Annotated in this window: 25 protein-coding genes; 18 read left to right on the plus strand and 7 right to left on the minus strand. The window is 64.1% G+C overall.

The window, feature by feature from the left end:
* Positions 1-6: 6 nt before the first annotated feature.
* The 10 genes from CGLAU_RS09430 to CGLAU_RS09475 all read left to right on the plus strand — a co-directional run bounded on the left by CGLAU_RS09430 (position 7) and on the right by CGLAU_RS09475 (position 11,709).
* Complete coding sequence (locus tag CGLAU_RS09430; RefSeq protein ID WP_095660478.1) at positions 7-1,140, plus strand: MalY/PatB family protein; 1,134 nt, start codon at positions 7-9, stop codon at positions 1,138-1,140.
* A gap of 6 nt (positions 1,141-1,146) precedes the next feature.
* A complete protein-coding gene (treS, locus tag CGLAU_RS09435) occupies positions 1,147-2,850 on the plus strand; it encodes a maltose alpha-D-glucosyltransferase (protein ID WP_095660479.1) in 1,704 nt (567 codons plus the stop codon).
* A gap of 8 nt (positions 2,851-2,858) precedes the next feature.
* Positions 2,859-3,914, plus strand: coding sequence for a trehalose synthase (locus CGLAU_RS09440; RefSeq protein WP_095660480.1), 1,056 nt, complete (start codon positions 2,859-2,861; stop codon positions 3,912-3,914).
* 79 nt (positions 3,915-3,993) lie between these two features.
* Positions 3,994-5,376, plus strand: coding sequence for a branched-chain amino acid transport system II carrier protein (gene brnQ, locus CGLAU_RS09445; protein WP_095660481.1), 1,383 nt, complete (start codon positions 3,994-3,996; stop codon positions 5,374-5,376).
* Positions 5,377-5,411: 35 nt separating this feature from the next.
* Entirely contained in the window at positions 5,412-6,395 is a 984-nt protein-coding gene (locus tag CGLAU_RS09450) for an LLM class flavin-dependent oxidoreductase (RefSeq protein ID WP_095660482.1), read from the plus strand.
* Between the two features lie 71 nt (positions 6,396-6,466).
* Entirely contained in the window at positions 6,467-7,252 is a 786-nt protein-coding gene (locus tag CGLAU_RS09455) for a GntR family transcriptional regulator (RefSeq protein WP_232507099.1), read from the plus strand.
* 18 nt (positions 7,253-7,270) lie between these two features.
* Positions 7,271-8,695 (plus strand): ABC transporter substrate-binding protein, encoded by a 1,425-nt coding sequence (locus CGLAU_RS09460; RefSeq protein WP_095660483.1) that lies wholly within the window; start codon positions 7,271-7,273, stop codon positions 8,693-8,695.
* On the plus strand, positions 8,695-9,585 hold the full coding sequence (locus tag CGLAU_RS09465; protein ID WP_415877159.1) for an ABC transporter permease: 891 nt from the start codon (positions 8,695-8,697) through the stop codon (positions 9,583-9,585). The genes CGLAU_RS09460 and CGLAU_RS09465 overlap by 1 nt, the downstream gene beginning before the upstream one ends.
* Positions 9,582-10,355: an ABC transporter permease gene (locus CGLAU_RS09470; RefSeq protein ID WP_095660485.1), complete on the plus strand. Its 774-nt coding sequence runs from the start codon at positions 9,582-9,584 to the stop codon at positions 10,353-10,355. Before CGLAU_RS09465 ends, CGLAU_RS09470 begins: the two co-directional genes overlap by 4 nt.
* Positions 10,342-11,709 (plus strand): ATP-binding cassette domain-containing protein, encoded by a 1,368-nt coding sequence (locus tag CGLAU_RS09475; RefSeq protein WP_095660486.1) that lies wholly within the window; start codon positions 10,342-10,344, stop codon positions 11,707-11,709. The genes CGLAU_RS09470 and CGLAU_RS09475 overlap by 14 nt, the downstream gene beginning before the upstream one ends.
* Here CGLAU_RS09475 and CGLAU_RS12400 read toward each other — a convergent pair.
* Positions 11,699-11,836 carry a hypothetical protein gene (locus tag CGLAU_RS12400; RefSeq protein ID WP_198304911.1) on the minus strand — a complete coding sequence of 46 codons (138 nt, stop codon included), beginning with the start codon at positions 11,834-11,836 and terminating at the stop codon, positions 11,699-11,701. The two genes, CGLAU_RS09475 and CGLAU_RS12400, sit on opposite strands and share 11 nt — an antisense overlap.
* A gap of 67 nt (positions 11,837-11,903) precedes the next feature.
* Between CGLAU_RS12400 and CGLAU_RS09480 the strand changes: the two genes are divergently transcribed.
* Genes CGLAU_RS09480 through CGLAU_RS09490 form a run of 3 tightly spaced genes read left to right on the plus strand, consistent with a single transcriptional unit; the run spans position 11,904 to position 14,777 of the window.
* A complete protein-coding gene (locus CGLAU_RS09480; RefSeq protein WP_095660487.1) occupies positions 11,904-13,199 on the plus strand; it encodes a CPBP family intramembrane glutamic endopeptidase in 1,296 nt (431 codons plus the stop codon).
* The gene (locus tag CGLAU_RS09485) at positions 13,200-13,985 is read left to right on the plus strand and encodes a CPBP family intramembrane glutamic endopeptidase (protein WP_095660488.1); all 786 of its coding nucleotides are present in this window, start codon (positions 13,200-13,202) and stop codon (positions 13,983-13,985) included.
* Positions 13,986-14,777, plus strand: coding sequence for a CPBP family intramembrane glutamic endopeptidase (locus tag CGLAU_RS09490; RefSeq protein ID WP_095660489.1), 792 nt, complete (start codon positions 13,986-13,988; stop codon positions 14,775-14,777).
* Here the strand turns inward: CGLAU_RS09490 and CGLAU_RS09495 are convergent.
* A complete protein-coding gene (locus CGLAU_RS09495) occupies positions 14,716-15,963 on the minus strand; it encodes an acid phosphatase (protein WP_095660490.1) in 1,248 nt (415 codons plus the stop codon). The two genes, CGLAU_RS09490 and CGLAU_RS09495, sit on opposite strands and share 62 nt — an antisense overlap.
* 22 nt (positions 15,964-15,985) lie before the next feature.
* Complete coding sequence (locus CGLAU_RS09500; protein ID WP_157731340.1) at positions 15,986-17,206, minus strand: alpha/beta fold hydrolase; 1,221 nt, start codon at positions 17,204-17,206, stop codon at positions 15,986-15,988.
* Positions 17,207-17,222: 16 nt separating this feature from the next.
* Between CGLAU_RS09500 and CGLAU_RS09505 the strand changes: the two genes are divergently transcribed.
* Entirely contained in the window at positions 17,223-19,187 is a 1,965-nt protein-coding gene (locus CGLAU_RS09505) for a hypothetical protein (RefSeq protein ID WP_095660492.1), read from the plus strand.
* 31 nt (positions 19,188-19,218) lie between these two features.
* Here the strand turns inward: CGLAU_RS09505 and lepA are convergent, their stop codons facing one another.
* Entirely contained in the window at positions 19,219-21,075 is a 1,857-nt protein-coding gene (lepA, locus tag CGLAU_RS09510) for a translation elongation factor 4 (protein WP_095660493.1), read from the minus strand.
* A gap of 78 nt (positions 21,076-21,153) precedes the next feature.
* Between lepA and CGLAU_RS09515 the strand changes: the two genes are divergently transcribed.
* Positions 21,154-21,657 (plus strand): type II toxin-antitoxin system PemK/MazF family toxin, encoded by a 504-nt coding sequence (locus CGLAU_RS09515; protein ID WP_198304915.1) that lies wholly within the window; start codon positions 21,154-21,156, stop codon positions 21,655-21,657.
* 172 nt (positions 21,658-21,829) lie between these two features.
* Positions 21,830-22,093 carry a 30S ribosomal protein S20 gene (rpsT, locus tag CGLAU_RS09520; RefSeq protein ID WP_095660494.1) on the plus strand — a complete coding sequence of 88 codons (264 nt, stop codon included), beginning with the start codon at positions 21,830-21,832 and terminating at the stop codon, positions 22,091-22,093.
* Here the strand turns inward: rpsT and CGLAU_RS09525 are convergent.
* Positions 22,090-22,446: an ankyrin repeat domain-containing protein gene (locus CGLAU_RS09525; RefSeq protein ID WP_415877130.1), complete on the minus strand. Its 357-nt coding sequence runs from the start codon at positions 22,444-22,446 to the stop codon at positions 22,090-22,092. The two genes, rpsT and CGLAU_RS09525, sit on opposite strands and share 4 nt — an antisense overlap.
* 57 nt (positions 22,447-22,503) lie before the next feature.
* Positions 22,504-23,112 carry a TetR/AcrR family transcriptional regulator gene (locus tag CGLAU_RS09530; protein WP_095660496.1) on the minus strand — a complete coding sequence of 203 codons (609 nt, stop codon included), beginning with the start codon at positions 23,110-23,112 and terminating at the stop codon, positions 22,504-22,506.
* A 96-nt stretch (positions 23,113-23,208) separates the two neighbouring features.
* Between CGLAU_RS09530 and CGLAU_RS09535 the strand changes: the two genes are divergently transcribed.
* The gene (locus CGLAU_RS09535) at positions 23,209-23,646 is read left to right on the plus strand and encodes an anthrone oxygenase family protein (RefSeq protein ID WP_095660497.1); all 438 of its coding nucleotides are present in this window, start codon (positions 23,209-23,211) and stop codon (positions 23,644-23,646) included.
* A 44-nt stretch (positions 23,647-23,690) separates the two neighbouring features.
* A complete protein-coding gene (locus CGLAU_RS09540) occupies positions 23,691-24,125 on the plus strand; it encodes a hypothetical protein (RefSeq protein WP_095661162.1) in 435 nt (144 codons plus the stop codon).
* Here the strand turns inward: CGLAU_RS09540 and holA are convergent.
* On the minus strand, positions 24,122-25,060 hold the full coding sequence (gene holA, locus CGLAU_RS09545; RefSeq protein ID WP_095660498.1) for a DNA polymerase III subunit delta: 939 nt from the start codon (positions 25,058-25,060) through the stop codon (positions 24,122-24,124). The two genes, CGLAU_RS09540 and holA, sit on opposite strands and share 4 nt — an antisense overlap.

The raw sequence follows: 25,060 nt of genomic DNA on the forward strand, positions 1-25,060 counted from the left end.
GGGGCCATGCAGTTTTCAAACCTTGACACCCTGCGCACCCGCGGCACCCGTAAGTGGACCCAGTTCGACGACGACGTCATCCCCATGTTCGTCGCCGAGAGCGACTTCCCCACGGCTCCAGCCATCAAGCAGGCAATTATCGACGCCTGCGAGCGCGAGATGTTCGGCTACACCCCCGCCCCGCACGCGCACCACCTGGGCAAGGCGGTGGCAGATTTCTACGACTGGCGCTACGGCTGGCGCCCGGACGCAGCGAAGATCTTCCCCGTAGCGGACGTCGTGCGCGGCGTGCTGCTGGCAATTCAGTACTTCACCGAAGGCGACGTGATCGTGCCGGTGCCTGCGTACTTTCCGTTCCTGCCGATCGCGGAGGCCGCCGGCCGCAACCGCATCGACATCAGTTCAAGCAAGGGCGCCAACGGCGGTCTAGACATGGCCGAGGTCGAGGAGGCGTTCAAGAACGGCGCGGGCAGCATCATCGTGACTAACCCGTTCAACCCGGGCGGCTGGATGTTCGCATCGGAAGAGCTCGACCAAATCTGCGACATCGCTCGCCGGTACAAGGGCCGGGTGCTTGTCGACGAAATCCACGCACCGCTTACCTACGGCAAACGACACGTCTGCGCGGCGGCGAACAACCCGGATGTTTGCATCACGGTCACGGCGACCTCGAAAGCGTGGAATGTCGCGGGGCTGAAGTGCGCGCAGATGATCTTCACTAACGACGCGGACGTGAAGACCTGGAACGCGATCAACCCGGTGGCCAAGGATGGCGTTGGCACACTGGGCATCATCGCCGCGGAAGCCGCGTACGAGTCCGGCCGCGACCACCTCGATTGGCAGGTGGAGCAGCTCAAGACCAACCGCGATTGGCTCGTGGAAAACCTCTCCACGCTGATTCCGGGGATCCGCTTTGAAATCCCGGATGCCACCTACCTCATGTTCTTGGACTTCAAGGACACGAAACTGGGCGTCGATAAGCCTGCTGCTTACCTGCTGAAACATGCTCGGGTGGCGCTGAGCGAGGGGGTTGATTTCGGGCCTGGCGGCGAGCACCGTGCGCGGCTGAACTTTGCCACCTCGCCGGAGATCCTCAAGGAGGCCACGGAGCGCATCGCCCGCGCGATCGAAGTACTCTAAACACCCATGGAACAAACCCCCCAGGCTTCAGATTTCTCCTCCCCGGCGCCTGTCGAGCAGCCGTGGGAGCGTCCGGACCCCGAGTGGTACAAAGATGCCGTCTTCTACGAGGTGCTGGTGCGCGCCTTCTACGACCCGGACGGCACCGGCTCCGGCACGCTGAGGGGCCTAGAAGAGAAGCTGGACTACCTGCAGTGGCTGGGAGTGGATTGTCTCTGGCTGCCGCCGTTTTATGATTCCCCGCTGAAAGACGGTGGCTACGACATCCGTGACTTCCGCAAGGTGCTGCCGGAGTTCGGCACGGTGGAGGATTTCGTTTCGCTGATCGATGCCGCCCACCGCCGCGGCATCCGCATCATCACCGACTTCCCCATCAACCACACTTCGGACCAGCACCAGTGGTTCCAAGAATCGCGCCAGAACCCGGACGGCCCGTACGGCGACTACTACGTGTGGACCGATGACGATGCACAGTACGACGGCACACGCATCATCTTCATCGACACCGAAGAGTCGAACTGGACGTGGGATCCGGTGCGCAAGCAGTTCTTCTGGCACCGCTTTTTCTCCCACCAGCCGGATCTGAACTACGACAATCCGAAGGTGCAAGAGGAGATCCTCGACGTCATCCGCTTCTGGCTGGACCTGGGCATGGACGGCATCCGCCTCGACGCGATCCCGTACCTCTTTGAGCGCGAAGGCACGAGCAGCGAGAACCTGCCGGAGACCCACGGGTTCATCAAGCAGGTCCGCGACCTCTTCGACAAAGAGTACCCCGGCCGCTTCCTCCTCGCGGAGGCGAACCAGATGCCGGACGAGGTCGTCGAATACTTCGGTGCAGGCGCGGACGGTACCGGCGACGAGTGCCACATGGCGTTCCACTTCCCTGTCATGCCCCGCATCTTCATGGGGCTGCACAAGGAGTCCGCGCAGCCGATTATTGACATCCTGCGCGAGACCCCGGACATCCCCGAATCCGCGCAGTGGGGCATCTTCCTGCGCAACCACGACGAGCTCACGCTTGAGATGGTCACCGAGGAAGAGCGCGACTACATGTACAAGTCCTACGCGTTCGACCCGCGCATGCGCGCCAACGTGGGCATCCGCCGCCGCCTCGCGCCACTACTTGGCGGCCACCGCGACCGCCTCGAGCTGGCCCACGCGCTTTTGCTCAGCCTGCCCGGTTCGCCGTTCCTGTACTACGGCGACGAGATCGGCATGGGCGATAACATCTGGCTTTTCGACCGCGACGGCGTGCGTACCCCGATGCAGTGGTCGAACGACCGCAACGGCGGCTTTTCCACCGCCGACCCGGAGCGCCTCTACCTGCCGCCGGTACGCAACGACCAGTACGGCTTCCACATCGTCAACGTGGAAAGCCAGATGCAGCGCGACAACTCGCTGCTGCAGTGGGTGCGCACCTTGGTGCACATTCGTAAGCAGTACAAGGCGTTCGGCCGCGGCTCCTACATCGAGGTGGAACACGGCAACGAGCAGGTTCTCGCGTTCGTGCGCGAGTACGACGGCGAGCGCATCCTGTGCGTGCACAACATGAGCTCTCGCCCGCAGCCGGTGGAGATGCAGCTGTCCCAGTACAACGGAATCACCCCGCGCGAACTCTCCGGCGGCCTCGAGTTCCCCACCATCGGTGAGCTGCCCTGGCTGGTCACCCTCGCCCCGCACGGATTCTTCTGGTTCGACATCTCCTAGGAGCTTTCATGATCGACATCACCGCCGAGCGCTTCTACGGGGCTAAGTCGGAAAAGGTCACGCACCAAGACGTGCTCCGGCGGCAGCCCCTGGGCCAGTATCAGTGGCTCTTGATGCAGCTCAACGATGACCTTTACCAGGTACTTTCCAACGGCGAGCGCGACGTTCTGGCCACCGATGCCGGCGCGAGCGCCTACGTCGAGCACATGGAAGCACTCGGGGAGGTGCATGGCGAGCTGTCCAAAGCCCCAGCCGCCCCGCTCGGCGCCGAGCAGTCAAACACCTCGCTCATCGTCGGCGACACCATCGTCAAGGTGTTCCGCAAGCTTGAAGACGGCCTGAATCCCGACGTCGAAATTCTGAGCCAAATTTCCAACCCGCACGTCGCTCGAGTCACCGGCTACATCACGCTTGCCGGACGCACCCTCGCGATGCAGCAGGAAAAGATCGACGGCACCGACGGCTTCGAGCTGGCTACCCAGGGTTTCGACCCGCAGGCCGCGCACGACCTCGGAGCCGCAATCCGCAGCGTCCACGTCTCGCTCGCGGACACGTTCGGCACCACCACCGCCGACGCACAGCACCTCCGCGACACCCTTCACGCTAACCTCGACAGTTACCTGCGGCGCGCGCCAATCCTCCGGGAGTTCGAGGAGAGCATTCGCAAGCTTTACGACGCCACCTTGGACTCCGCCACGGTGAGCATCCAACGCGTCCACGGCGATCTGCACCTTGGCCAAACGCTGAAATCCGGCGAGCACTGGTACCTCATCGACTTCGAGGGCGAGCCGGCGCGCCCGCTCGCGGAGCGCCAGCGGCCGGACCACGTCATGCGCGATGTTGCAGGCATGATCCGCTCCTTCGGTTACGCGCGAGCGGTTGGGGATCTCGATGCTGAGTGGGAGCGTCAGTGCGTCGATAAGCTGAAGCTTGGGTACGGACAAACCGACCGTGTGCTGGATGCCTACATTGCGGACAAGGCGGCGTACGAGGTCGTATACGAGGCGAACAACCGCCCTGACTGGGTGGATATCCCCCTCGACGCCTTGCGTTCCATTCTGTGAAAGGCGTTTCCCAAAATTGCCCTGGGGTTGTACTGTGAGTCCAACTCATCCAAACCCAGGTACTTTCACGGAGGCTTCAATGTCCACCGCCGCAAGCAAGCCGAAACCCAGCTCCGGCTCGACGATTCTGATCACCTCGCTGGCGCTGTTTTCCATGTTCTTCGGCGCAGGCAACCTCATCTTCCCACCGATGCTGGCAGTGCAGGCCGGCGATAACTTTTGGCCCGCCATTCTTGGCTTCCTTGGCACCGGCGCGCTGCTGCCTGTGCTTGCCGTGGTGGCGATTGCACTCTCCGGTGCAAACGTGCGCGACCTTGCACAGCGGGCCGGCACGATCTTCGGCGTGCTCTTCCCGATCCTGGCGTACCTGTCCATCGGCGCGTTCTACGCCCTGCCGCGCACCGGCGCAGTGTCCATGGAGACCGCGGTCACCCCGCTGTTCGGTGTCTCCGGTACGCTGCCGACGGCGATTTTCAGCATCGTCTTCTTCGGCATTGCACTCGCACTGAGCTGGAACCCGACTCGAATCATGGACACCATGGGCAAGTTTCTGGTGCCAGCGCTTGTGGTGCTGCTGATAGTTATGATCGCGGTTTCGATCACACGCTGGGATGCGGAACCGGTCACCCCTGCTGAGGCTTACGGCGAAGGCCCGTTCACCACTGGCCTGCTCGAAGGCTACCTGACCATGGACTCGATCGCCGCACTCGCGTTCGCCATCGTCGTGATTTCCACCCTGCGCAACAAGGGCTACGAGGGCCGCGAGCTGGTCAACAGCACGGTCATCGCCGGCGGCGGTGCAGGCATCATGCTCGCGCTGATCTACCTGGGCCTGGGCGGCATCGGGCGCGTTATGCCGGGCGGCGACCAGTTTGAAACCGGTGCAGCCCTGCTGGCAGACGCCTCCAACGCCACCATGGGCACCGCCGGCCAGATAGTATTCTCCCTGGTCGTGCTCCTCGCTTGCCTGACCACCGCCGTGGGCCTGATTACCGCGACCGCCAAGTACTTCTCGGAGCAGTTCGCGGGTTCGTACAAGACGTGGGCGATCATCTTCACTGTCTGGTCGATGATCTTCGCGACCCAGGGCCTGAGCTTCATCATGACTATCGCTGCGCCGGTGATCGGCTTCCTCTACCCGCCGGCCATCGCGCTGATCCTGGTCACCCTGATCGAGCCGCTGTTCCGCTCCCGCACCCGCTTCACCTGGGCGCTGATTCTGCCGGTGTGGACCGCCGTGATCTTCTCGCTGATCGAGACCTTCGTCGGCCTGGGATGGGGTGCCACCGCGCTCGAGCCGATTGTCTCCTGGGCGCCGCTGTTCGCAGCTGGCCTGGGCTGGGTCGTGCCGGTGGCAGTCGCGTTCATCACCGGCCTTGTCATCGACTTCATGAACCCGAAGCCAGCGATGGAGATCGGCACCAACCAGACGGTTGAAGGCGAAGTCGTCACCGCTGGCTAGTGGGAACTACGCACCCACGAGCGTAGCGTGGGGGCATGAGCACCCCGTTGTCCCTCATTGATTTCTGCACCCGCTACCCCGACGAGACCGTTGGGCAGGCGATGCAACGTTCCGTGGCCTTCGCCCAGAAGGCGGAGTCCCTCGACTACCTGCGCATCTGGTATTCCGAGCACCACAACATGACCTCGATCGTCTCTTCGGTGCCATCGGTTTTGATCTCGCACATCGGTGCACAGACGGAGAAGATCCGCCTCGGTGCTGGTGGAGTGATGCTGCCGAACCACTCCCCCTACGTCATCGCCGAGCAGTTCGGCATGCTCGCGGAGCTCTACCCGGACCGCATCGACCTGGGCCTGGGTCGTGCGCCCGGTACGGATCAGCAGACACTCGGCCGCGCCCTGCGCCGCGATCCGCGCAGCGCGGAGAACTTCCCGCAGGACGTGTTGGAGCTGCAGGCATGGTTGTCCAACGAGTCGCCGCTTCCCGGCGTGGTCGCTGTGCCGGGCTTTAACACGAATGTTCCGCTCTACATCCTCGGTTCGTCGATGTTCGGGGCGTCTCTTGCAGCCAAGCTCGGCCTGCCGTACGCGTTCGCGTCTCACTTCGCTCCGCAGCAGCTAGAGCAGGCTACCGCGTACTACCGCGAGAACTACGAGCCGTCCGAACGTTACCCGGAGCCGTACTGCATCGCCGCCGTAAACGTGATCGCGTCCGACACCGAGGAAGATGCGGACCGGCAGCAGCACACCGTTCACCGCGAGCGTGTTCGCTCGATGATTGGCCGCCGCGGGGCGCCGCTGTCGGAGCAGCAACTCGATGCGCACATGCACTCCATTCAAGGGCGCCAAATTATTGATATGTTGCGCTACACTGCGAAGGGCACCGGGGAAAATATTCAGGATTATCTTACTTGGTTCAAATCCCTGGCTCAGGCCGATGAGCTGATGATTTCCCTCCAGGCGGCCTCGCATGAAGAAGCATTGAGGGGCATGGAGATCCTCGCCGCGCACCGCCCGTGAGGAAATGTACGGTCAACCATGTAGTATGGCCATACCAATCATTTCTCACGGTTAAGTATCGGAAGTATCGCGTGTCTGAATCCCTGTCGGCCAACCCCTTGCGCCGCCCACAGCAACACCAAGAAATTGCCGACTACCTGCGGGACGAAATCTTCGCGGGCCGCATTCCTGTCGGCGAATCGCTGCCTTCAGAAGCGGAACTCTGCACCCAGTTCGACACCTCCCGCGGCCCGGTTCGGCAGGCAGTTTCCACGCTTCGCAGCGAGGGTCTGATCTCCTCCGGTCGCGGCCGCCGGTCGATTGTCCTGTCTAATATCCGCACCGAATCGTTTGAGGAAGTGCTCTCCAACGCCTCCCGCATCGCCCGCATGGGCAAAGAGCCGGGCCAAATCCTGCAGTGGTTCGGCCTGCACCCCGCACAGTCCGAAATTGCCAACGCGCTCGACGTCAAGGAGGGCACCTCGGTGGTCTCCTTGCGCCGCGTCCGCACCGCAAACGGCACCCCGATCGTCACCGAGGAAATCTTCTTCAGCCCATCCATTTCCTCGATCGTGCTGGGCGTGGACCCGAACTCAGAGTCCTTCCACCGCACCCTGATGCGCGAGGGCGTGAACTTCAATAACATCGCCCGCGCCGCAAGCATCGACCTCGCGAACGAGGACGATGTCTCTAACCTCGGCGTCGCGGATGGCGCGCCGATTCTAGAGGTGCAGGTTCGCGCCTACACGCACACCGGTGCGCCGGTTGAGTACGCAGTGCACCGTTACCGCACCGAGGAGATGTCTTTCGGCTTGAACAACGTGCGCGGACACTCCTCGCCAATGTGGGTAGAGATGGCGCCGGAGACGATCGGCTAGTACGGTACGATTTTCCGCATGAAGCACACCCCGCTTGCCGGTTCCCTGCTCGCCGCCGCAGCGCTTGCCTCATGCACCACATCGCAGCACCCCACGGAGGTGCTCACCGTCGCGGCGTCCGCTCCCCCAGCAAGCTTGGACTTTACGACGACCGGTGGTGCCGCCGGCCCGCAGGCACTCATGGGCAACGTCTACGAGACGCTCGTGCTTATCGACGACTCGGGCCAGCCGCAACCCAACCTCGCAACGAGTTGGGAGACCGACGGCACGACATACACGTTCCACCTGCGCGACGACGTCACCTTCTCCAACGGCAAACCGTTCACCGCCGAGGACGCGGTGTTCTCAATCAACTACGTCCAAAACGAATGGACCAACGGACTGAAAGCCCAAATGGCCCCGGTTCACGCCGCGACGGCGATTGATCAGCACACGCTGGAAGTGCAGTTGGAAGAGCCGTCGGCAAGCTGGCTCTGGTCTATGGGCACGTTCACTGGGGCGATGATGTGCGAGGACTCCATCCCTCGGCTGGCGACGGACCCGCTGGGGACCGGCCCGTACACGGTGAAGCGTTTCGACGAGGGCACCGCGATCGAGTTCTCCGCCCGCGAGGACTACTGGGACACCGTGCACAACGACGCGCAGATCCGCTACTTTTCCGATGCCGTTTCCGCGGTCAACGCGCTGCGCGCAGGCGACGTGGACGTGGTGTGGCAGATGCAGGCGCCGCAGCTGATTGGCGCGCTTCCCGAAGACATCGGGGTCGAAGTGGGCACCACGAATGGCGAGGTGCTCCTTTCCATGAACAATCGGCGCGCACCATTCGACGACCCAGATGTCCGCCGCGCCGTCGCCCACGCCATCGACCGCGATGCGCTGAACCAGGTGGTGTACAACGGCTACGCCACCGACACCGGCGGTGCACCCGTGCCGCCAACCGACCCCTGGTACACCGGCCGCGACTACTACCCCTTCGATCCAGAGCGCGCGAGGGAACTACTTGCGGGGCGCGCCCCGGAGATCACGATCACGGTGCCCAGCCTCCCCTACGCGCAAACCGCGGCCGAGCTCATCTTCTCCCAACTGCGCGACGTTGGCTTCAACGTGAAGCTGGAAACCGTCGAGTTCCCAGCGGTGTGGCTGAACCAGGTGCTCAAGCAGTCGGACTATCAGGCCTCGATCGTCGCCCACGTGGAGCCGCGCGACCTGGCCAACCTGTTCGGCAACCCGGATTACTACTTGGGATACGACTCCGAGCAGACGCGTGAGCTGCTTGCCCACGAAGACTTCGGCGGCGCCGTGGACCAGATCATGGCGGACGCCGCAGCGTTGACGCTGGTGAACGCGCCGAATATTGTGCTGGCCCGCCCTGGCATTACGGGCGTAAACCCGAACGTGGTCACCGATTCGCTACCGCTGAACCGAATCGAGGTGGCGCGGTGATCAAATCCGTTGGACGTTTCCTCGCGCTGCTTGCCGCCGCCAGCGTTCTGATCTTCCTGCTGCTGCGCGCAGTGCCGGGCGACCCGGCGCGCGTTGCGCTCGGCGTGACGGCCACGGACGAAGCCGTCGCGGAGCTTTCGCGACGCTTGGGCACCGACCGCCCGCTGACCGTCCAGTACTTCGACTGGATCGGGGGACTGCTCACTGGGGACTTCGGCATCTCAATGGCGTCGGGGCGCGATATCACACCGACGATCATCGAACGCGCCGGCATCTCGCTCACCCTCACCATCACCGCCATGGTGGTGGCGCTGTTGCTTGCCGTGCCGTTGGGGATCCGGCTGGCGCGCCGCCCCAACCCGATCCTGGCGGGGCTCACGCAGATTGGCATCGCGGTGCCGTCGTTCCTCATCGGCATCCTCACCGTCGCACTTTTCTCTGTGCAACTGGGGTGGTTGCCGGCTGGTGGCTGGGGCTCACCCGCGCACGCCGTGTTGCCGGTGGCGTCGCTGGCACTGGTGCAGGGTGCGATCCTCACGCGTTACGTGCGCGCTGCCATCGTGGAGGAGCTGGGCAAGGACTACGTGCGCACGGGCAGGGCGCAGGGGGCGTCGATAAGCGAAGTGCTTTATTCCTCCGTGCTGCGCAACGCGGCGCTGCCTGTGCTCACTGTGACTGGCCTGCAGCTCTCGACGCTGATTGTGGGAGCGGTCGTGGTGGAGCGGGTGTTCGCGATCCCGGGTTTAGGTTCCATGCTGATCGACGCTGTGTCGAGCCGTGACCTGACCACCGTCCAGACCGTGATGATGCTGCTGGTCGCGTTCACACTCGCGGTGAACCTGATCGTGGATCTGCTGTACGTAGTAATCGACCCAAGGAGCCGGCGATGAGGCGCGCGCAATACGTAGGTGGCGTAATCGTCGGCCTGGTCCTGCTCGCCGCGGTGGTGTCGCTGGTGTGGACTCCGTACGACCCGTTGCAGGCGATGCCGGAAAACCGGTTGGAGGGGCCGTCGATAAGCCATGTGCTTGGCACGGACGAGCTGGGCCGCGACGTGCTGTCGAGGATTATGGACGGCGCGCGCTTGACCCTTGCTGTGGTGCTGGGCGCAGTGGGGCTGTCGGCGTTGATTGGCATCCCGCTGGGGATCTATGCGGGGATGCGCAACAGCAGGCTCGTGATGGGGATGTCCGACCTGCTGCTGGCGTTTCCGGCGCTGCTGCTGGCCATTGTGTTCACCGCGGTGTTTGGGGCCTCGATCTGGATTGTGGTGCTGGCGATTGGGCTAGCCGGGATTCCCGGGTTTGTGCGCGTGGCGCGTGTGGGCACGATCCAGGTGATGAGCCAGGACTACATCCTGGCCGCGCGGATGGCGAAACTTTCCGGACCGGCGATTGCGCGCCGTCACGTGCTGCCGAACATCGCGCACCTGCTGACCACGCAGGCGACGGTCGCAATTGCTCTGGCCATCCTGGCCGAGGCCGGCTTGAGCTTCCTCGGGCTCGGGGCACCAGCGCCGTATGCGTCGTGGGGGCGCATGCTGCAGGCCTCGCAGCCGTTCTTGGCCACCGACCCGCACTTGGCGATCTGGCCCGGCCTGGCGATTGCGCTGACCGTTATGGGCTTCAACCTGCTTGGAGGCAGCCGTGATCCGCGTTGAAGATTTGAGCATTCCGGGCCTGCTGCACGGCATCTCCTTCAAGGTCGCCCCCGGCGAGCGCCTGGGCATTATCGGTGAGTCCGGCTCCGGGAAGTCGCTCACCGCGCTGTCCATCATGGGGCTCACCGACCTGCCGGTGAGTGGCTCCATCACCGTTGACGGCGTGCAGATGATCGGCTCCCCCGACCGGGTTCAGCGCAAGGTGCGCGGCGCGAAGGTGGGCATGGTCTTCCAAGAGCCGATGACCGCGCTCGACCCGCTGAAAAAGATCGGTTCGCTGGTGCCGCACGAGTTGCTTGAGGACGTCGGCGTTGCTCGCCCCGACGCCTACCCGCACCAGCTCTCCGGCGGCCAGCGCCAGCGCGTGCTCATCGCGCTCGCCCTGTCGCAGAACCCGGACTATTTGATCTGCGACGAGCCCACCACCGCGCTCGACACCACCGTGCAGCGCCAGATCCTCGACTTGATTGACCGGCTTGTCGACGAGCGCGGCATGGGCCTGATCTTCATCTCGCACGACCTCGCCGTGGTGGATCGCATGACGGAGCAGCTGCTCATCCTCAAGGACGGACGCGAAGTATCGTCCCACTCCGAGTACGCCCAGCAGCTCGAGCGCGCCTCGCGCCCCGGCCCGCCAGCCGCACTCACGGTCCTCGGCGAGCCCGTGGTCACGCTCGACGGCGTGAGCCTGCGCCGCGGCGCCACGCAGGCCCTCGACAACGTCTCGCTCACCGTCCGCCACGGCGAGCGCCTGGGAATTGTCGGCGGCTCCGGCTCCGGCAAGACCTCGCTTTTGCACACCATCGCTGGCTTGCTCACGCCGGATTCGGGCACGGTCACTGTCGGCGGCACCATGCAGATGGTCTTCCAGGACCCGTATTCTTCGCTCGACCCGCGGATGGATGTGCTCCGAAGCGTGATGGAAGGGGGCGTCGATAAGCAACGAGCTAGCGAAACCCTCGCAGAGGTTGGCATTACCGACAACCGTTTGCCCAAGGCCTTCTCCGGCGGGCAGCGCCAGCGGATCTCGATCGCTCGCGCCGCCGCGTCTCGCCCCAGCATTTTGCTTGCCGACGAACCGGTGAGCGCGCTCGATGTCTCCGTACGCGAGCAGGTGCTTGCGCTTCTCGACGCCACCGTGGGCCCGAACACCCTCATTTTTGTCTCGCACGACTTGGCGGTGGTGCGCGAGATCTGCCCGCGGATCGCGGTTATGCACCAAGGCCGGATTGTGGAACACGGAGAGACCGAAGCGATTTGGCGCGACCCGCAGCACGAGTACTCGCAGCAGTTGCTGGACTCAGTGTTGGACTCAGTGCTGGGCGACGAGGGATCCAGCGAGTTTATCGAGTGATGTAGGGCACCAGCGTCGGGTCGAGCAGGTGCTCTTCCACCCGCTCGAAATTCATGGCCATGGCGTCGAATTCGTGCACTTCAGCTGCCGTGAGCTGAACCTGCTCGCGGGGAACCGGTGTCTGCATGCGTCAATTGTAACCCGGGACTTACGAGTATGTGATTTGAACAAGAGGGGGCCTAAGCTGGTGGCCCATGGACGACGCACCCAAGGTGATCGCCCCCTACCACCGGCTCAACCGCACGCGCCCGGACTGGTGGCGCCCGCTTGTAGAACTCGGGCTTGCCGCCGTGTTCGGGCTGTTGTTCCAGATCGCGTGGATTATCGCGATGATGTTCGGGCCGGTGACGTTGGAGTCGCTCACCGCCATGCTCTTCGAGCGCGACGAGTGGAGCGCCGACCCCGCGACGAGCCTGATGCTGTTCGGCGGCATCGCGACCGGGATCCCTGCGGTGCTGCTGGCCGCACGCATCAGTGGCAGGCCGCGCGGCACGCTGTGGTCCGTCGAGCGGCGGTTCCGGTGGCGCCGCTTCGGCCAGGCGCTGCTTTTTATCACCTTGCCGGCGGCGGTGCTGCAAGCCCTCGACGTGGCGCTTTACGGCATGCCCGCGCCCGTAGACCGCACTTTTTGGCTGCACGTCGCAGTTGCGTGCACTGCGCTGCCGCTGCAGTGTGTGGCCGAGGAGCTGATCTTCCGCGGCATGCTGCCGCAGGCAATGGGTACGTGGATGCGCTCCGCGTGGTTGGCGTACCTCGTAGCTCTACCGATCTTTGTCATCGGCCACCCGTACGGCGCCTCGGGACTGATCAGCGTGGCAATCTTCGGCGCACTCGCGAGCCTGCTCACGCACCGCACCGGCGGTCTCGAGGCCGCGATCGCACTGCATATCACGCTGAACGCGACGGTGTACTTCGGCGAATTCTCCGGCATTGCGCAAGACTTCGGCATCCGGCAGCTACTCGCCGCGTTGACGGTCCTCGCGATGTACGGCGGTGCCGGGCTCCTTTTGCTGCTCGGGGTCAATACCACCGTCGCTCCGCCGCAGCTGGATAGCGTGCGCGTGCGCTCCCTTCCGCACCCGTCCGGCGAACTGCTCGGTGCTCGCGGCATCGACGTCGTCGGCCCCGGCGGTGTCGTCCTTTGCGAGATGCCGTGGCGCGGCGACTCCTCCAACGCAGAGCTCGCCGTGCCCGGTTGGCGCTTTCGATACACCGCACTGCACGGCCGCTTCAACCTGCGCTGCACCAACACCGGCCCAACACCGCAGCCGGTGTACCTCGCGATCGTCCCCCACTTCGCGCGCGGTCAGCTTCAGGGGCTTGTGCTTCACGACGCCCACCGAACCGTCAAACTCACCCCCACCGGCGCCACCGGCATGGTGGTATGGCATCCGCCCGAAGGAGGTATCTGCGCTGGCCCTGAGCTGCGTGATACGCTCCTGCTACCAGGCAAAAGTGTCCAGATAGAACTCACTATCGAGGTGGTCTAATTGCAGTTTCACCTTCTGGCGCGCCCCCGCCACTGGTGGGTATCGCTCATCGAACTAGCCCTGGTCGCAGCCCTCTTCTTCGGCCTGCTCACCGCTGCGGTGGCTCTATTGAGTGCCACGGGCGATGATGCGGACGTACTCGAACTCTTGTCCCTGGCGTTGGTGCTTCCCGCGCCGTTTCTCGCGGCCTGGCTGACCCGGCGCAACCCGAACGCGCTGCTCTCGGTGGAGTACCGGATCCGGTGGCCGATCGTCGGACGCGCTGCGCTGGTAGCGGTGCCGCTGTACGGATTGCTCGCGGGCATCATGTTCTTCAGCGCCGAAGCAGTCGTCACCGCTCACACCATTGCCCTCGCGTGTGTCTACCTCTTGATCATTCCGTTCCAGGCCGCGATGGAAGAGCTCGTGTTTCGCGCGGCGCTGCCGCAAATCGTGGGTACTTGGGTGCGTTCACCGTGGGGCGCGTACGGCGCTGCGATCCCGCCGTTTGTGTTCCTCCACGTCTACAACTGGATCGGGCTGACGGACATCTTCGTGTTCGCCATATGTGCGGCGTACTTGACGTGGCGCACCGGCGGCATCGAGGCTGCCACCGTGCTGCACGCCGCAGGCAACCTCCAGATCTACCTGTTGATCCCCTTCTTTCCCGACGATCTCACCGTGACAACGGACCTCGACTGGGGCTCAGTCGCCTTCACGATTGCGCTCACGGTGATCGCGACCGCACTCATCGCGCGGGTGGTCACCCGCAGCCGAGCTGTGTCTAATGTATATAGGGTCGGATAGATGCAGTTTCATTTGATGGCGCGCCCGCGCCGCTGGTGGGTACCGCCGATCGAGGCCATCATTCTCGCAGCGCTGTTTCTCGGCCTAACCATCGTGGCGGTGGTGGTCCTGCTCGCCCTCGGCGGTGAAGAGTCCGAGGCATTTGACGTATTCGTCATGGCGCTGATACTCCCCGTGCCGTTCCTCGCCGCATGGCTCACCCGGCGCGATCCAACGCAGTTGCTGTCAGTGGAGCGTCGAACTCGCTGGCCTTTGGTCGCTCGCAGTGCCCTGGTTGCAGTGCCCATGGCCCTACTTGTCTTCGCCTACGAGATGCGCGCGGGCGGGGAGGCGGTGTTCACCACCGAAACGATTGTGCTGGCCTGCCTGTTCGTGCTGGTTACTCCCTTACAGGCCGCGTCGGAAGAGCTCCTCTTTCGTGCCGCACTCCCGCAGATCGCCGGGAGCTGGGTGCGCTCCCCTTGGGTGGCGTACGGCCTCGCGATCCTGCCGTTCGTCTACTTCCACTATTACAACTGGATCGGTCTGATCGACATCTTCATTTTCGCGGCGTGCATGTCCTTTCTCACCTGGCGCACCGGCGGTGTGGAGGCTGCTATCGCGCTCCATGCGGCAAACAACATCGGGGTCTTCGCGGCAGGCGCGTTCTTCCCGGGCAGGGTTCCGGCCGTCGACATCGACTGGCCAACTGCGGCGTTCTACATCAGTGTCATTGTCACCGCGACGGCGCTTACTGGATGGCTACTGACCCGTCGGGATTCACCGTCACCTGCGCAGCCGCCGCTGCCGTGAGGTTGATGCGCTGCCAAGACCCGCCCGAGCCTTGCCAATCCAGCGGGTTGCCGGCCTCAGAGGCAGTCAATCGCAGCACCTCTACCCGCTGCTCCCAGGTAAGCTCCGGGAATCGAGCGGCGAGCAGCACCGGCGCTGCCTGCGGCACCTCCATCGGCGCATCGAGCACGTACACCCGCGGCAGGCCGTAATCCATCATCTGATCCATCGCGGCGACGGCGTCCGCGGTGGCGATGTACGGGGTGTCGCTGGCCACCAGCTCCGCAATCGATTTGCCGGTGCGCCACTCGATTTCAGCGCGCAGTTCGTCCGCCGCCTGGTCCAAAGCGTGCCGCATCTTCGGGTCGTTGAGACGGTCCGCAGCCGCCGCGTAGCCGGACATCCGCCCGCCGATCACGTCCAGCGGGTAGTGCACGCCCAGCACCACTCGCGAATGCCCGGCTTCCGCCCCGCGGTAGTACAGCTGCGGCGCGAGCTCAGGCACCATATACGCCAACAGGCTGGTGGTCAGCACCGCCTGGTTCGTGTGCCCCGACGGGAACGCCGGCGAGGTCAGATACAGGTCACCGGTCGCCTCCGTGTTGTAGCGGTTGATCCGCTCAGGTGCGACCACATGCGGCCGCGGGTAGTTGAACACCCGCTTCTCAATCAGCGTCGAGTTCGCAAGCCCACCGGTGCGCGCAAGGTAACCATTGTCCAAAAGGTAGGCAGTCTTGGGCAATCGTCCTTCGCTTAACGACGCCCGCAACGCCACACCAAACTCCTCCCCCAGGGCCGGAGACAACGTCGCCAACAGGCCACCGGAGGAGGCCACGGCGTCGATCTGTGCCTGCTCAATCTGGGCCGGTGTGGCGGTGTTGTTGATGCGCACTACGGTCTCCAGGTTCGCCGCCATGGTCTCCGGCTGGGTATCGCGTACCTGCGGGAAGAGGCGGTTCACCTCGGCGTAGATGCCGTACTGGTACGGCGAGATGTCCGAGATGTAACCGGCGAGGTAGTCCGGCGTGAACGGCCGCGGCACCGGTGCGCCGTCGTGGTGCACGGGCGCGGGACCGGTCGAAGAACCAGTGATCTCGCTTTGCAGCTGTGGCGCGGTCAGCGGAGCGGCGCTGGCGATACCGGGCGCGGCGACCGGGGCAAGCGCCAGGGTTGCGGCGAAGGCAAGAGCGGCGGCGGAAGTTCTCACACCCGCTGATAGTAAAGCGCCCCTAGGGTTCCAGCATGTCGAACAGGGTGTTCACGACCTCCGGGCCGTGCGTCCAGAGGCCGTCGTGGAACCATTCGTCGTGCACCCACAGCTTGAGGTTGCCCACCCGCGTCGCCGACTTGCGGGTCAGTTCGTACGGTAGGAACAGGTCCTGCTTGAACAGCAGCGCGGCGGTGGGCACCTCGTTGGCGGAGACATCCTGCGCCTGGGCTTTCAGGGTGTCCATACGGTGGACCTTGTCCACCTCTTCGGAGAACGGGATAAGCGCCGGGTCTTCCTCGAAGTGGGTGCGCAGGAACTGGTTGCCTAACAGCGGCAGGTCAGCGAACTCCTCGCGGTAGACCTTGTCGGCGTTCCACTGCACCGGATGACCTGGCCGCGCCATCACGGTTTCGTGGATCACGCCCCACAGCGGCATGGTCTCCAGCGAGATGATTGCACCCAACTGTGCGAGGAAATCCCCGCGCAGGCGCTTTTCGCCGCGGTGGGTGGTGAACGGCATCTCAAGCAGGTTCGCCAGGGCGCCGAAGTCGCCTTCCTCCCCGAGCAGCACGCCGCAGAAGCGGAAGCGCGTGGCCGAGAGCCGCTCCCCCGTCGGCATCCGCTCGTCGTGGTTGTCCAGGTGATCGGCGACCTCCGCGATGCGGTCCTCGATCCACGGCACCTCGGCGAAGAGTTCCTTGGTACGGGCGGCAAGCAGCTGGAAGTTCAGGCGGTTGAAGCGCTCCACCTCCATGTGCGGCTCGGGCACGCAACCAACCAGGTGGGCACGGCGGATACCTTCCGGGAAGTAGGACAGGTACGCGCCCGCGCACGCTGCGCCGAACGAGTTGCCCAGCACGTCCCACTGCTCAAGCCCCAGGTGCTGGCGCATCGCCTCGGCATCGGCTGCGACATCGGGCGGGCGCAGGTGGGACAGGTAGTGCGCGTCGATACGCTCGGGTGTCGTGCGGTCGACCTTGTGGGAGCGGCCGGTGCCGCGCTCGTCGAAAAGAAACACGCGGTAGCGCTTCAGCGCCTCCGGGATCCAATCCATGAGCATGCGCGGGCCGGGTTTGCCGGGCCCGCCCTGGAAGTACACGAGGGCGGGCAGCGAATCGTCAACGGCAAGCTCGCGCGCGAAGACGCTGATCTGACCGCGAGCGGGGTCGTCGCGGTCGATCGGCACCGTCACCTCGTGGTCGCGGGTGGCGACACCGGGCAGAAACACGGTTGAGTTCACGAGTATTCTCCGATTCATGCAGCTGCGCTCTTACAAGGATGTCGGGCACGACTTCTTCGTCCCCGACTCGTTTGAGGCCCCGATTCTACCGGAGTGGCGCCTAGCAGCTTTCTCGCTGATCCTGCCTATTCCGCAGGCTGCCAGCCTGGCGAAACACGGCGATCCCTTCGATTTCGGCAAAGTGGACGGGTGGCGCTACGGGCGCGACAAGGGCGTGCGCACAATTGAGAACCCTGCCTGGGACAACACCACCCGCCGGTTCCGCAAACCCGTGCAGCGCCTCGGCTACTACGGCGACCCGATCGTCGAGGGCGGCAGGCCCTACTACAACGATGCCCGCAGCCGCTTCATGGATCCGCTGGACGCCTCCGTCGGTGCCGGCTCCGTCGATGTGGACATCGACCTGCACTCTTACAACAGCAGCGCCGGCGACCGCGAAGTGTTCGACCACGAAGAGCTCGAGGAGTTGCTCGCCCGCAATGCGGAGCGGTTGCGCAACCCGGTGCAGGAGGTGCGCGAGAGCACGCTTGCCGACGCCGGCTGGGACCCCCGCATCCACGCCCACCACGTTCTCTTCGAACCGGTGCGCAACGAGACCCTGTTCTACCTGGTCAACTACGACGAGCAGCTGCCGTGGGAGGATCAGAAGCGCGGCGTGCGCGACAGCCACGGACCGGCGACGCTGCGGTTGCTCTCAGCCGAGGTGATGCAGTTCCACGACCTGGAGCTGACCGATCTTGCAGGCGAGGTACCCGAACCTGCGCAAGTGACCAGCGAATTCCTCATCCTGAACGTGGTGGCGGAGAACATCTCCTCGGCCACCTTGGGGTTTTTAAGCGCCACGCTGCGTCGGCCGCGCAACTCCTCGCAGTTCTATAAGCACGACAACTTCTACCGCGAGAGCCCGCCGCAGCTTTACGCGCTGACGAAGTTCACCAACCTCGCCATCGAGCGTATCGACGCCGCCCTGGGCCGCGAACGCTCGATGCGCGTGTCCTCTGAAGGCAGACTGGTGGCCACCGCGGCCGCGCCCGGCCCCGCCGGCACGTTCACCCTCCCGGCGCCTCAGCGCGTGGTGTTTGCCGTGCCCAACCCCGCTAAGCCGGCGAAGTCGCTGCGCCTGACCGAGACGTTGAGCGAAGGCAACAACGGCTCCGTGCCGGACACGATTGGGGCGCCGCTGATCCTGCGTGGCGCCGAGAGCACCTGGGCGTGGCACGAGCAGTGGGCGTGGCAGCTGATGAACGGCGCCGACTCCTACCCCGAGCAGGTGCCCGCCCAGACGAACTCAGCCCGCGACGGCTTCGTGGCGGCGAAGCTGTCGTCGTGGACGATCATGACCTCCGACGAGGGCGTTGCGATGGTGCGCACCAAGTCCGCGAGCCGCGAGGGGATGCGCTACTGGTCGATGGCCGGCACCCGCTTCGTGGACTTGGTGATGCTGCAGATGCGCGCCCAGGCGGGCGAGACGCACTTGCGCAAGTCCCTGCAGATCGTTGGCGAGCAGAGCCAAGTCAAGCGCGAGGGCGACCAGGAGGTACGCCAGCGGGCGCTGCGCGCCGATCTAGACCGCTTAGAGAAGCTGCAGCTCGATCACATCGAGATTCGCGACAAGCTGTGGTTCCGCTCGGTGCCGAACCGCGACATCGACACCCGCATCCTCAAAGGCCTGCAGGACGCGACCGATTTCGACCAGCTGCGCGACGACTTCGACTCGAAGGTCGACTCCCGCCAAGACGTGATCGGCACCCAGTTCGAGCAGCTTTCCGGCCAGATCGCCGAAGCCGAGGCGAAGCGCGCCGAGGCGATGAACCTAGTGCTCGGTTTCGTCGCCGCCGCAGTCGGTGCGCCGGACTGGGCGGACGCCGCCGGCGTGGAGTCGCTCGGCGGGATGCTGCTGCTCGGCCTGATCATCTTCGTCGCGATGTTCGTGGTAGTTGCGCTAATGCAGGCCGCGTTCAAGATGACGCGGCGCCGCTAGAGTTTCCGCCTTGGGGCATGCCCCAAGGCGCTTACTCCTCGTCGGTGGACAGCGCCGCGACGAAGGCCTCCTGCGGCACAGTGACCGAGCCGATGGACTTCATGCGCTTCTTGCCGGCTTTCTGCTTTTCCAGCAGCTTGCGCTTACGCGAAATGTCGCCGCCGTAGCACTTGGACAGCACGTCCTTGCGCAGCGCGCGAATGTTTTCACGCGCGATGATCTTCGACCCGATCGCCGCCTGCACCGGCACCTCGAACTGCTGGCGCGGGATGAGCTCTTTGAGCTTCTTCGTCATCTTGTTGCCGTACCACTGCGCGGAGTCCTTGTGCACGATGGCGGAGAACGCATCCACCGGCTCACCCTGGAGCAGGATGTCCACCTTCACCAAATCGGCTTCCTGTTCGCCGGCGTCTTCGTAGTTCAAAGACGCGTAGCCTTTGGTGCGGGACTTCAGCATGTCGAAGAAGTCAAAGATGATCTCGCCCAGCGGCATGATGTAGCGCAGCTCAACGCGGTCCTCGGAGAGGTACTCCATGTTCTTCATGGTGCCGCGCTTGGACTGGCACAGCTCCATCGTGGTGCCCACGAATTCCTGCGGGACGATGATGGTCATGTTCACGATCGGCTCGTAGACAGCCTGCAGCTTGCCGCCCGGCCAGTCGGACGGGTTGTGCACGACCTGCTCTGAGCCGTCCTCGGCCACCACGCGGTAGGTCACACTCGGTGCGGTAGAGATCAGGTCGAGGTCGAACTCGCGCTCGAGGCGGTCGCGGGTGATCTCCATGTGGAGCAGCCCGAGGAAGCCGCACCGAAAGCCGAAGCCAAGGGCCACAGAGGTTTCGGGTTCCCAGGTCAACGAGGCGTCGTTAAGCTGGAGCTTTTCTAGCGATTCGCGCAGGTCGGGGAAGTCTTCCTGCGAGACTGGGAACAAGCCCGAGTAGACCATGGGCTTGACTTCCTCGAACCCCTCGAGTGGGTCGGCGGCGCCTTTGGAGGCCCAGGTGACTGTGTCGCCGACGCGGGTCTCGCGGACGTCTTTCACGCCGGTGATCAAGTAGCCCACCTCGCCTGGGCCGAGGCCTTTGGTCTTTTTCATCGTCGGCGAGACGACACCGATCTCGAGGATTTCGTGGCGGGTGCCCGTGTTCATCATCTGCACCTGCTGGTTGGGCAGCAGTTTGCCGTCGACCATGCGGATGTAGGTGACCACGCCGCGGTAGGTGTCGTAGACCGAGTCGAAGATCAGCGCGCGGGCGGGCGCGTCTTCGGCGTGGTCCGAGCTGGGGGCGGGGATGAGCTCGACGACCTTGTCCAGAAGCTCGGGCACGCCCTCGCCGGTCTTGCCGGAGACGCGCAGCACCTCCTCGGGCTCGCAGCCGATGATGTTGGCGATTTCCAGCGCGTACTTCTCCGGGTCCGCTGCCGGCAGGTCAATCTTGTTTAGCACCGGGATGATCTCAAGATCGTTCTCCATGGCCATGTAGAGGTTGGCCAGGGTTTGGGCTTCGATGCCCTGCGCTGCGTCGACAAGCAAAATAGCTCCCTCACACGCGTCGAGCGAGCGGGAGACCTCGTAAGAGAAGTCGACGTGGCCAGGCGTGTCAATCATCTGGAGCACGAACTGCTGGCCGGCGAGCTCGCCCGTGCCGACGGTCCACGGCAGGCGCACGTTTTGGGCTTTGATGGTGATGCCGCGCTCGCGCTCAATGTCCATGTTGTCCAGGTACTGGTCGCGCATCTCGCGCGCGTCCACAACGTTGGAGAGCTGGAGGATGCGGTCGGCCAAGGTGGACTTGCCGTGGTCGATGTGCGCGATGATGCAGAAGTTCCGGATTTGCTCCGGGTTGGTGAAGGTCTCTTCCGCGAAGTTCCTCGTCTGGGCAGCCATAATTGGAACATCCTACCGGCCGTGTCAGCCAGAAGAAATACGGCAGCAATTGGGTAGACATTGGGTACAGTAGCCGGTATGTCCAGGCGGAAGTTCCTGCGCAGAAAGCAGCGCATCGGTTCACTCGACCAGGGACTTGCGCTGCTCAACGAGCGTCTTGCCAGCCCCAACCCGCAGCGTCGCTCGAGGCTTGCCGCGCGCGTGGGTGTGCAGCCCACCAGCAAAATCGCGCGCAACGTCTACTACGCACCGGATATGGACGGCAATGCCGAGCCTGGCGAGGTGGTGTGGGTGACCGTACCCTCGCAGCCCCCGGCGGAGCGCTCCATGCTGGTCGTGGGGCGCGACCAGCACGTGGTCATCGGCCTGCTCATCTCCCCCGATAAAACGCATTCAGAGGATCCGCGCTGGCTAGGCATCGGCTGCGGCGAGTGGGAGGCATCGGGCGAGCCGTGCTGGGTGCGGCTGGATAAGACCATTCACGTGCCCGAGATCGATGTCCACCGCCGCGGGACGATCTTGCCGCAGCTGCGCTTCGAGCGCATTGCCGCGCGCCTGCGCGACCGCTACGACTGGGGCTAGAGAATTTTCTGATTCCCGCCCTGGGCTGCTAGGTTTGAGAAGTTATTTCGGCGCAACGGGTGTGCGGTGCTACGCGGGCAGGACCTTGGGTCCGCGTTCATAGCCAAAGTTCCGCGCGTGATGCCCAGCCGGTGACATTTCCATCGATCACTTTCCAAGAGGTGCAATACATATGGCAAACATCAAGCAGCAGCAGAAGCGCGTGCTCACCAACGAGAAGCGTCGTCAGCGCAACAAGTCCGTGCGCAGCGCGACTCGCACTGAGATTCGCAAGTTCCGCGAGGCTGTCGAGTCCGGCGACAAGGCCGCAGCTGAGGCTCAGCTGCGCGTTGCGTCCCGCAAGCTGGACAAGGCCGTGACCAAGGGCGTCTTCCACCGCAACTCCGCGGCGAACAAGAAGTCCAACATGGCACGTGCCCTGAACAAGATGGACTAACCGCCGAACATTTTCGCGGTTTCTACGGCGCTGGGGTGACCGGCGTGCGGATCAGCCCCCGCGCTGAGAAGCACCCTCACCACAGCGCCTTCTTTTTTGAACACGGCCCCAGCCAGCGGTGTCTGTCCCCGAGCATTTTGCCTATCGACGTCCGCGTGGCGCCCCACTAGCCCTTCCACCAGCTCCGCGTGCCCGCTGTAGGCCGCGAGCATGAGCAGGGTGTTGCCGTCCTGGTTGGTGAGGTTGACGTCGACGCCGTGGTCGACGTACTCCAGCAGCACCATGTCACCGGTTCGAGCCATGTCGAAGAGCTTGGCGGCGAATTCCTGCACATCTTCGGGCACTCTGCTCATGACAATCCATTCTGCGTAATCGTGATCATGCTGTTGGAGGCTACAGGGCGAAGCGTTTTAGAACCGAAGCCCGCGCACGGCAGTGGCGAGGGTGACCTCGAGCAACTCCCGTTTGCGCTGCTCGGGCACATCCCGCAGCGCACCTGAGGTGCACAGCACCGAGATGCCGTGCACGGCCGACCACAGCGCGACGCCGGCACTGAACTGCGCCTCCTCATCGGCGGCTGCGAATCCCGCTCCTTCAATCTCACCGACGAGCTCCAGCAACTGCGCAAACGGGTTGTCGTTCGCGTCGGCTCCCTCCGGTATTTCGAATCCGCTGGCAAGGCACCGAAATAGCATCCGTTGGTTTAGCGCGAACTCGAAGTAGCCACGGCCGGCGGCGATCACTCGTTCCGTCGCCGGAGCATCGGAAGGTAGTTGCGACACCGCATCGTGCATCGCTTGCCCAAGTGCGTCGCCCGCGGCATCGCGGACTGCGTCCAGCAGCGATTCTTGCCCCGGAAAGTGCCGGTATGCGGCTGACGGCGAAACACCGGCGCGTCGTGCGATCTCCCTCAAACCGACTGCCTCGGGCCCGCCCTCGGCGGCTAGCTCCACGCCGATTCGGATCATCTCTTCGCGCAAGTTGCCGTGGTGATACGGCTTGGTGTTGACAGTGTTCACACCGAAAGTATACTGAACTCGCCATGTAGACACCGTTCACATGGCGTGTGCCGCCACCGCCCCGTCTCTGTCCCTCCGTCCGATCGAGGAGCCCTCGTGGATTTACTACTGCTGTCTCTTTTGCTTGTGACCGGTTTCGTAGGCTGCGCGGAATTTGGATCGGTTGCCCTCGTCCACCCTGTGATTCGGCGCCTCCCCGTCGAATCCCAGGTGGTGATTGAGAAAGGCTTGCTGCGAACCTTTGGGCTCGTGATGCCGCTAGGAATGACTGCCGCGGCGGTTCTTGCTGGCTTCGGTGCGTCCCGCTACGGCACCGTCTGGCTTGGAATCGCGGCCGGGGTGCTCACCATCGCGTTGTTAGTGACGGTCTTCGGCAACGTCCCGTTGAACTTCTGGACGGGCCGCATCCCGAACGGCGAGGTACCAGCCGACTTTCGCACCAAACGCCGACGGTGGGACGTATATCAAGCCGTACGCGGCTCGCTGCAGTTGCTCGGCTTCGTCCTGGTTTGCATCAGCACCGCCGCATCCTAAGCCCGTAGATAGCCCCTCCCCGCCTTGACCACTTGGAGCCATTCATGTTGACACTCACCCGCCCCTCCCGCACCGCCGCCGGTTCTCTGCTACTTGCCATGCTCGGTATCGAGCTCGGCGGCAACTACATCCTCGACCTCGTCCAAGACAAAGCTCCTGCCACGGAGTTCCAACAGACTTTTGCTCGAGCCGGGCACGGCCACGCGGGAGCGTTGGCGACGCTGGGGCTAGCCACCATCGTGCTCACGGATGCTGCAGGTCTCTCCGGCATCCGGGGACACATTGCGCGCTGGGCGGTACCCGTCTCTGCGGTGATCATGCCAGCAGGATTCTTCTTCTCCTCGGCCGGGCAAGGTGCCACCAAACCGAACGCGTTCTACCCACTGATCTACGTGGGGGCAGGCACACTTGCCACCGGGCTCGTGGTCCTCGGTGGCAGCTTGTTGTCGGAAAGCATCCGGGGCACGGGCTCGGTTTAGGACGCCAGCTCCGCGATCTGGCGTACTGCGTTCTCCACGGCGAACTCGATGTCGCCGCCTTGGCCTTTGACCTCTGCGTCAAGGTCGGCGACGATGATCACCGCCTCCGTGATGCTGGCGGGCGACCATTGGCGCGCAACCTGCATGGTCTTCTTTGCCACATACGGGTGCATGCCCACCTGTTTCGCTAACTGGTCCGGGTTGCCGCGCACCCCGTGCAGCTTGGCCACGTCGCTCACCTTGCGTGCGAGCGCTGCCGCGATCGCCACCGGCGAAGTGCCCAGCTGCAGTGCTCGACGCGTCGACGCAAGCGCCCGGTCCGCGCGCCCCAGTATGGCCTGGTCCGCGATGTCGAAACCTGCGACTTCTGCGACTCCTGTGTAGTAGTCCCGCACCGCAGCAACGGTGATCTCGCCTTCCGTGTCCGCCACGAGCTGGCTCACAGCGGAGGCGAGTTCACGCAGTTCGGAACCCACGGACTCGAGCACCGCGGCGACCACGTCCGGCGTCGGTCGCGCTGCGTGGCGCTGGAATTCCTTGGCCACCCAGGCATGGCGGTCGCGTTCTTTCAGAGCATTGACCTGGTGCGTTTGAGCGATCTTTTGAAACTTTGGCACCATTTGCTTCTGTCGCCCCCCACCGGTGTGCTGGATGATCAGCGTCATTCCCGGAGCCGGGTCAACGCATGCCTGGAGCAGTGTTGCGGTGGGTTCCTTGCCTGCTAGCTCAGTGTTCTTGAGCACGAGGATGCGATCTTCGGCGAACAACGAGGGGCTGGTCGCCTGAGCGATCTCACCTTCCGTCACCTCGGAGGCACGAAGCGTAGCTACCTCCGCGTTCGGCCCGACATCGGCGATGATCTCTTTGGTGGCGCGCTCGGCGAGGAACTCGTCGTCGCCCAGCACAAGGTGGACGGGGTTGTGCATGCGCTTCAT

The organism is Corynebacterium glaucum (assembly GCF_002287505.1).
GTDB lineage: Bacteria > Actinomycetota > Actinomycetes > Mycobacteriales > Mycobacteriaceae > Corynebacterium > Corynebacterium glaucum.

Coding starts and splice junctions, on each gene's coding strand:
- holA (WP_095660498.1), bottom strand. CDS start 25,060: ATGAAGCGCATGCACAACCCCGTCCACCTTGTGCTGGGCGACGACGAG.
- brnQ (WP_095660481.1), top strand. CDS start 3,994: ATGTCCACCGCCGCAAGCAAGCCGAAACCCAGCTCCGGCTCGACGATT.
- CGLAU_RS09460 (WP_095660483.1), top strand. CDS start 7,271: ATGAAGCACACCCCGCTTGCCGGTTCCCTGCTCGCCGCCGCAGCGCTT.
- CGLAU_RS09480 (WP_095660487.1), top strand. CDS start 11,904: ATGGACGACGCACCCAAGGTGATCGCCCCCTACCACCGGCTCAACCGC.
- CGLAU_RS09525 (WP_415877130.1), bottom strand. CDS start 22,446: ATGAGCAGAGTGCCCGAAGATGTGCAGGAATTCGCCGCCAAGCTCTTC.
- CGLAU_RS09540 (WP_095661162.1), top strand. CDS start 23,691: ATGTTGACACTCACCCGCCCCTCCCGCACCGCCGCCGGTTCTCTGCTA.
- lepA (WP_095660493.1), bottom strand. CDS start 21,075: ATGGCTGCCCAGACGAGGAACTTCGCGGAAGAGACCTTCACCAACCCG.
- CGLAU_RS09515 (WP_198304915.1), top strand. CDS start 21,154: ATGTCCAGGCGGAAGTTCCTGCGCAGAAAGCAGCGCATCGGTTCACTC.
- CGLAU_RS09440 (WP_095660480.1), top strand. CDS start 2,859: ATGATCGACATCACCGCCGAGCGCTTCTACGGGGCTAAGTCGGAAAAG.
- CGLAU_RS12400 (WP_198304911.1), bottom strand. CDS start 11,836: ATGCAGACACCGGTTCCCCGCGAGCAGGTTCAGCTCACGGCAGCTGAA.
- CGLAU_RS09430 (WP_095660478.1), top strand. CDS start 7: ATGCAGTTTTCAAACCTTGACACCCTGCGCACCCGCGGCACCCGTAAG.
- CGLAU_RS09505 (WP_095660492.1), top strand. CDS start 17,223: ATGCAGCTGCGCTCTTACAAGGATGTCGGGCACGACTTCTTCGTCCCC.
- CGLAU_RS09450 (WP_095660482.1), top strand. CDS start 5,412: ATGAGCACCCCGTTGTCCCTCATTGATTTCTGCACCCGCTACCCCGAC.
- CGLAU_RS09470 (WP_095660485.1), top strand. CDS start 9,582: ATGAGGCGCGCGCAATACGTAGGTGGCGTAATCGTCGGCCTGGTCCTG.
- CGLAU_RS09490 (WP_095660489.1), top strand. CDS start 13,986: ATGCAGTTTCATTTGATGGCGCGCCCGCGCCGCTGGTGGGTACCGCCG.
- treS (WP_095660479.1), top strand. CDS start 1,147: ATGGAACAAACCCCCCAGGCTTCAGATTTCTCCTCCCCGGCGCCTGTC.
- rpsT (WP_095660494.1), top strand. CDS start 21,830: ATGGCAAACATCAAGCAGCAGCAGAAGCGCGTGCTCACCAACGAGAAG.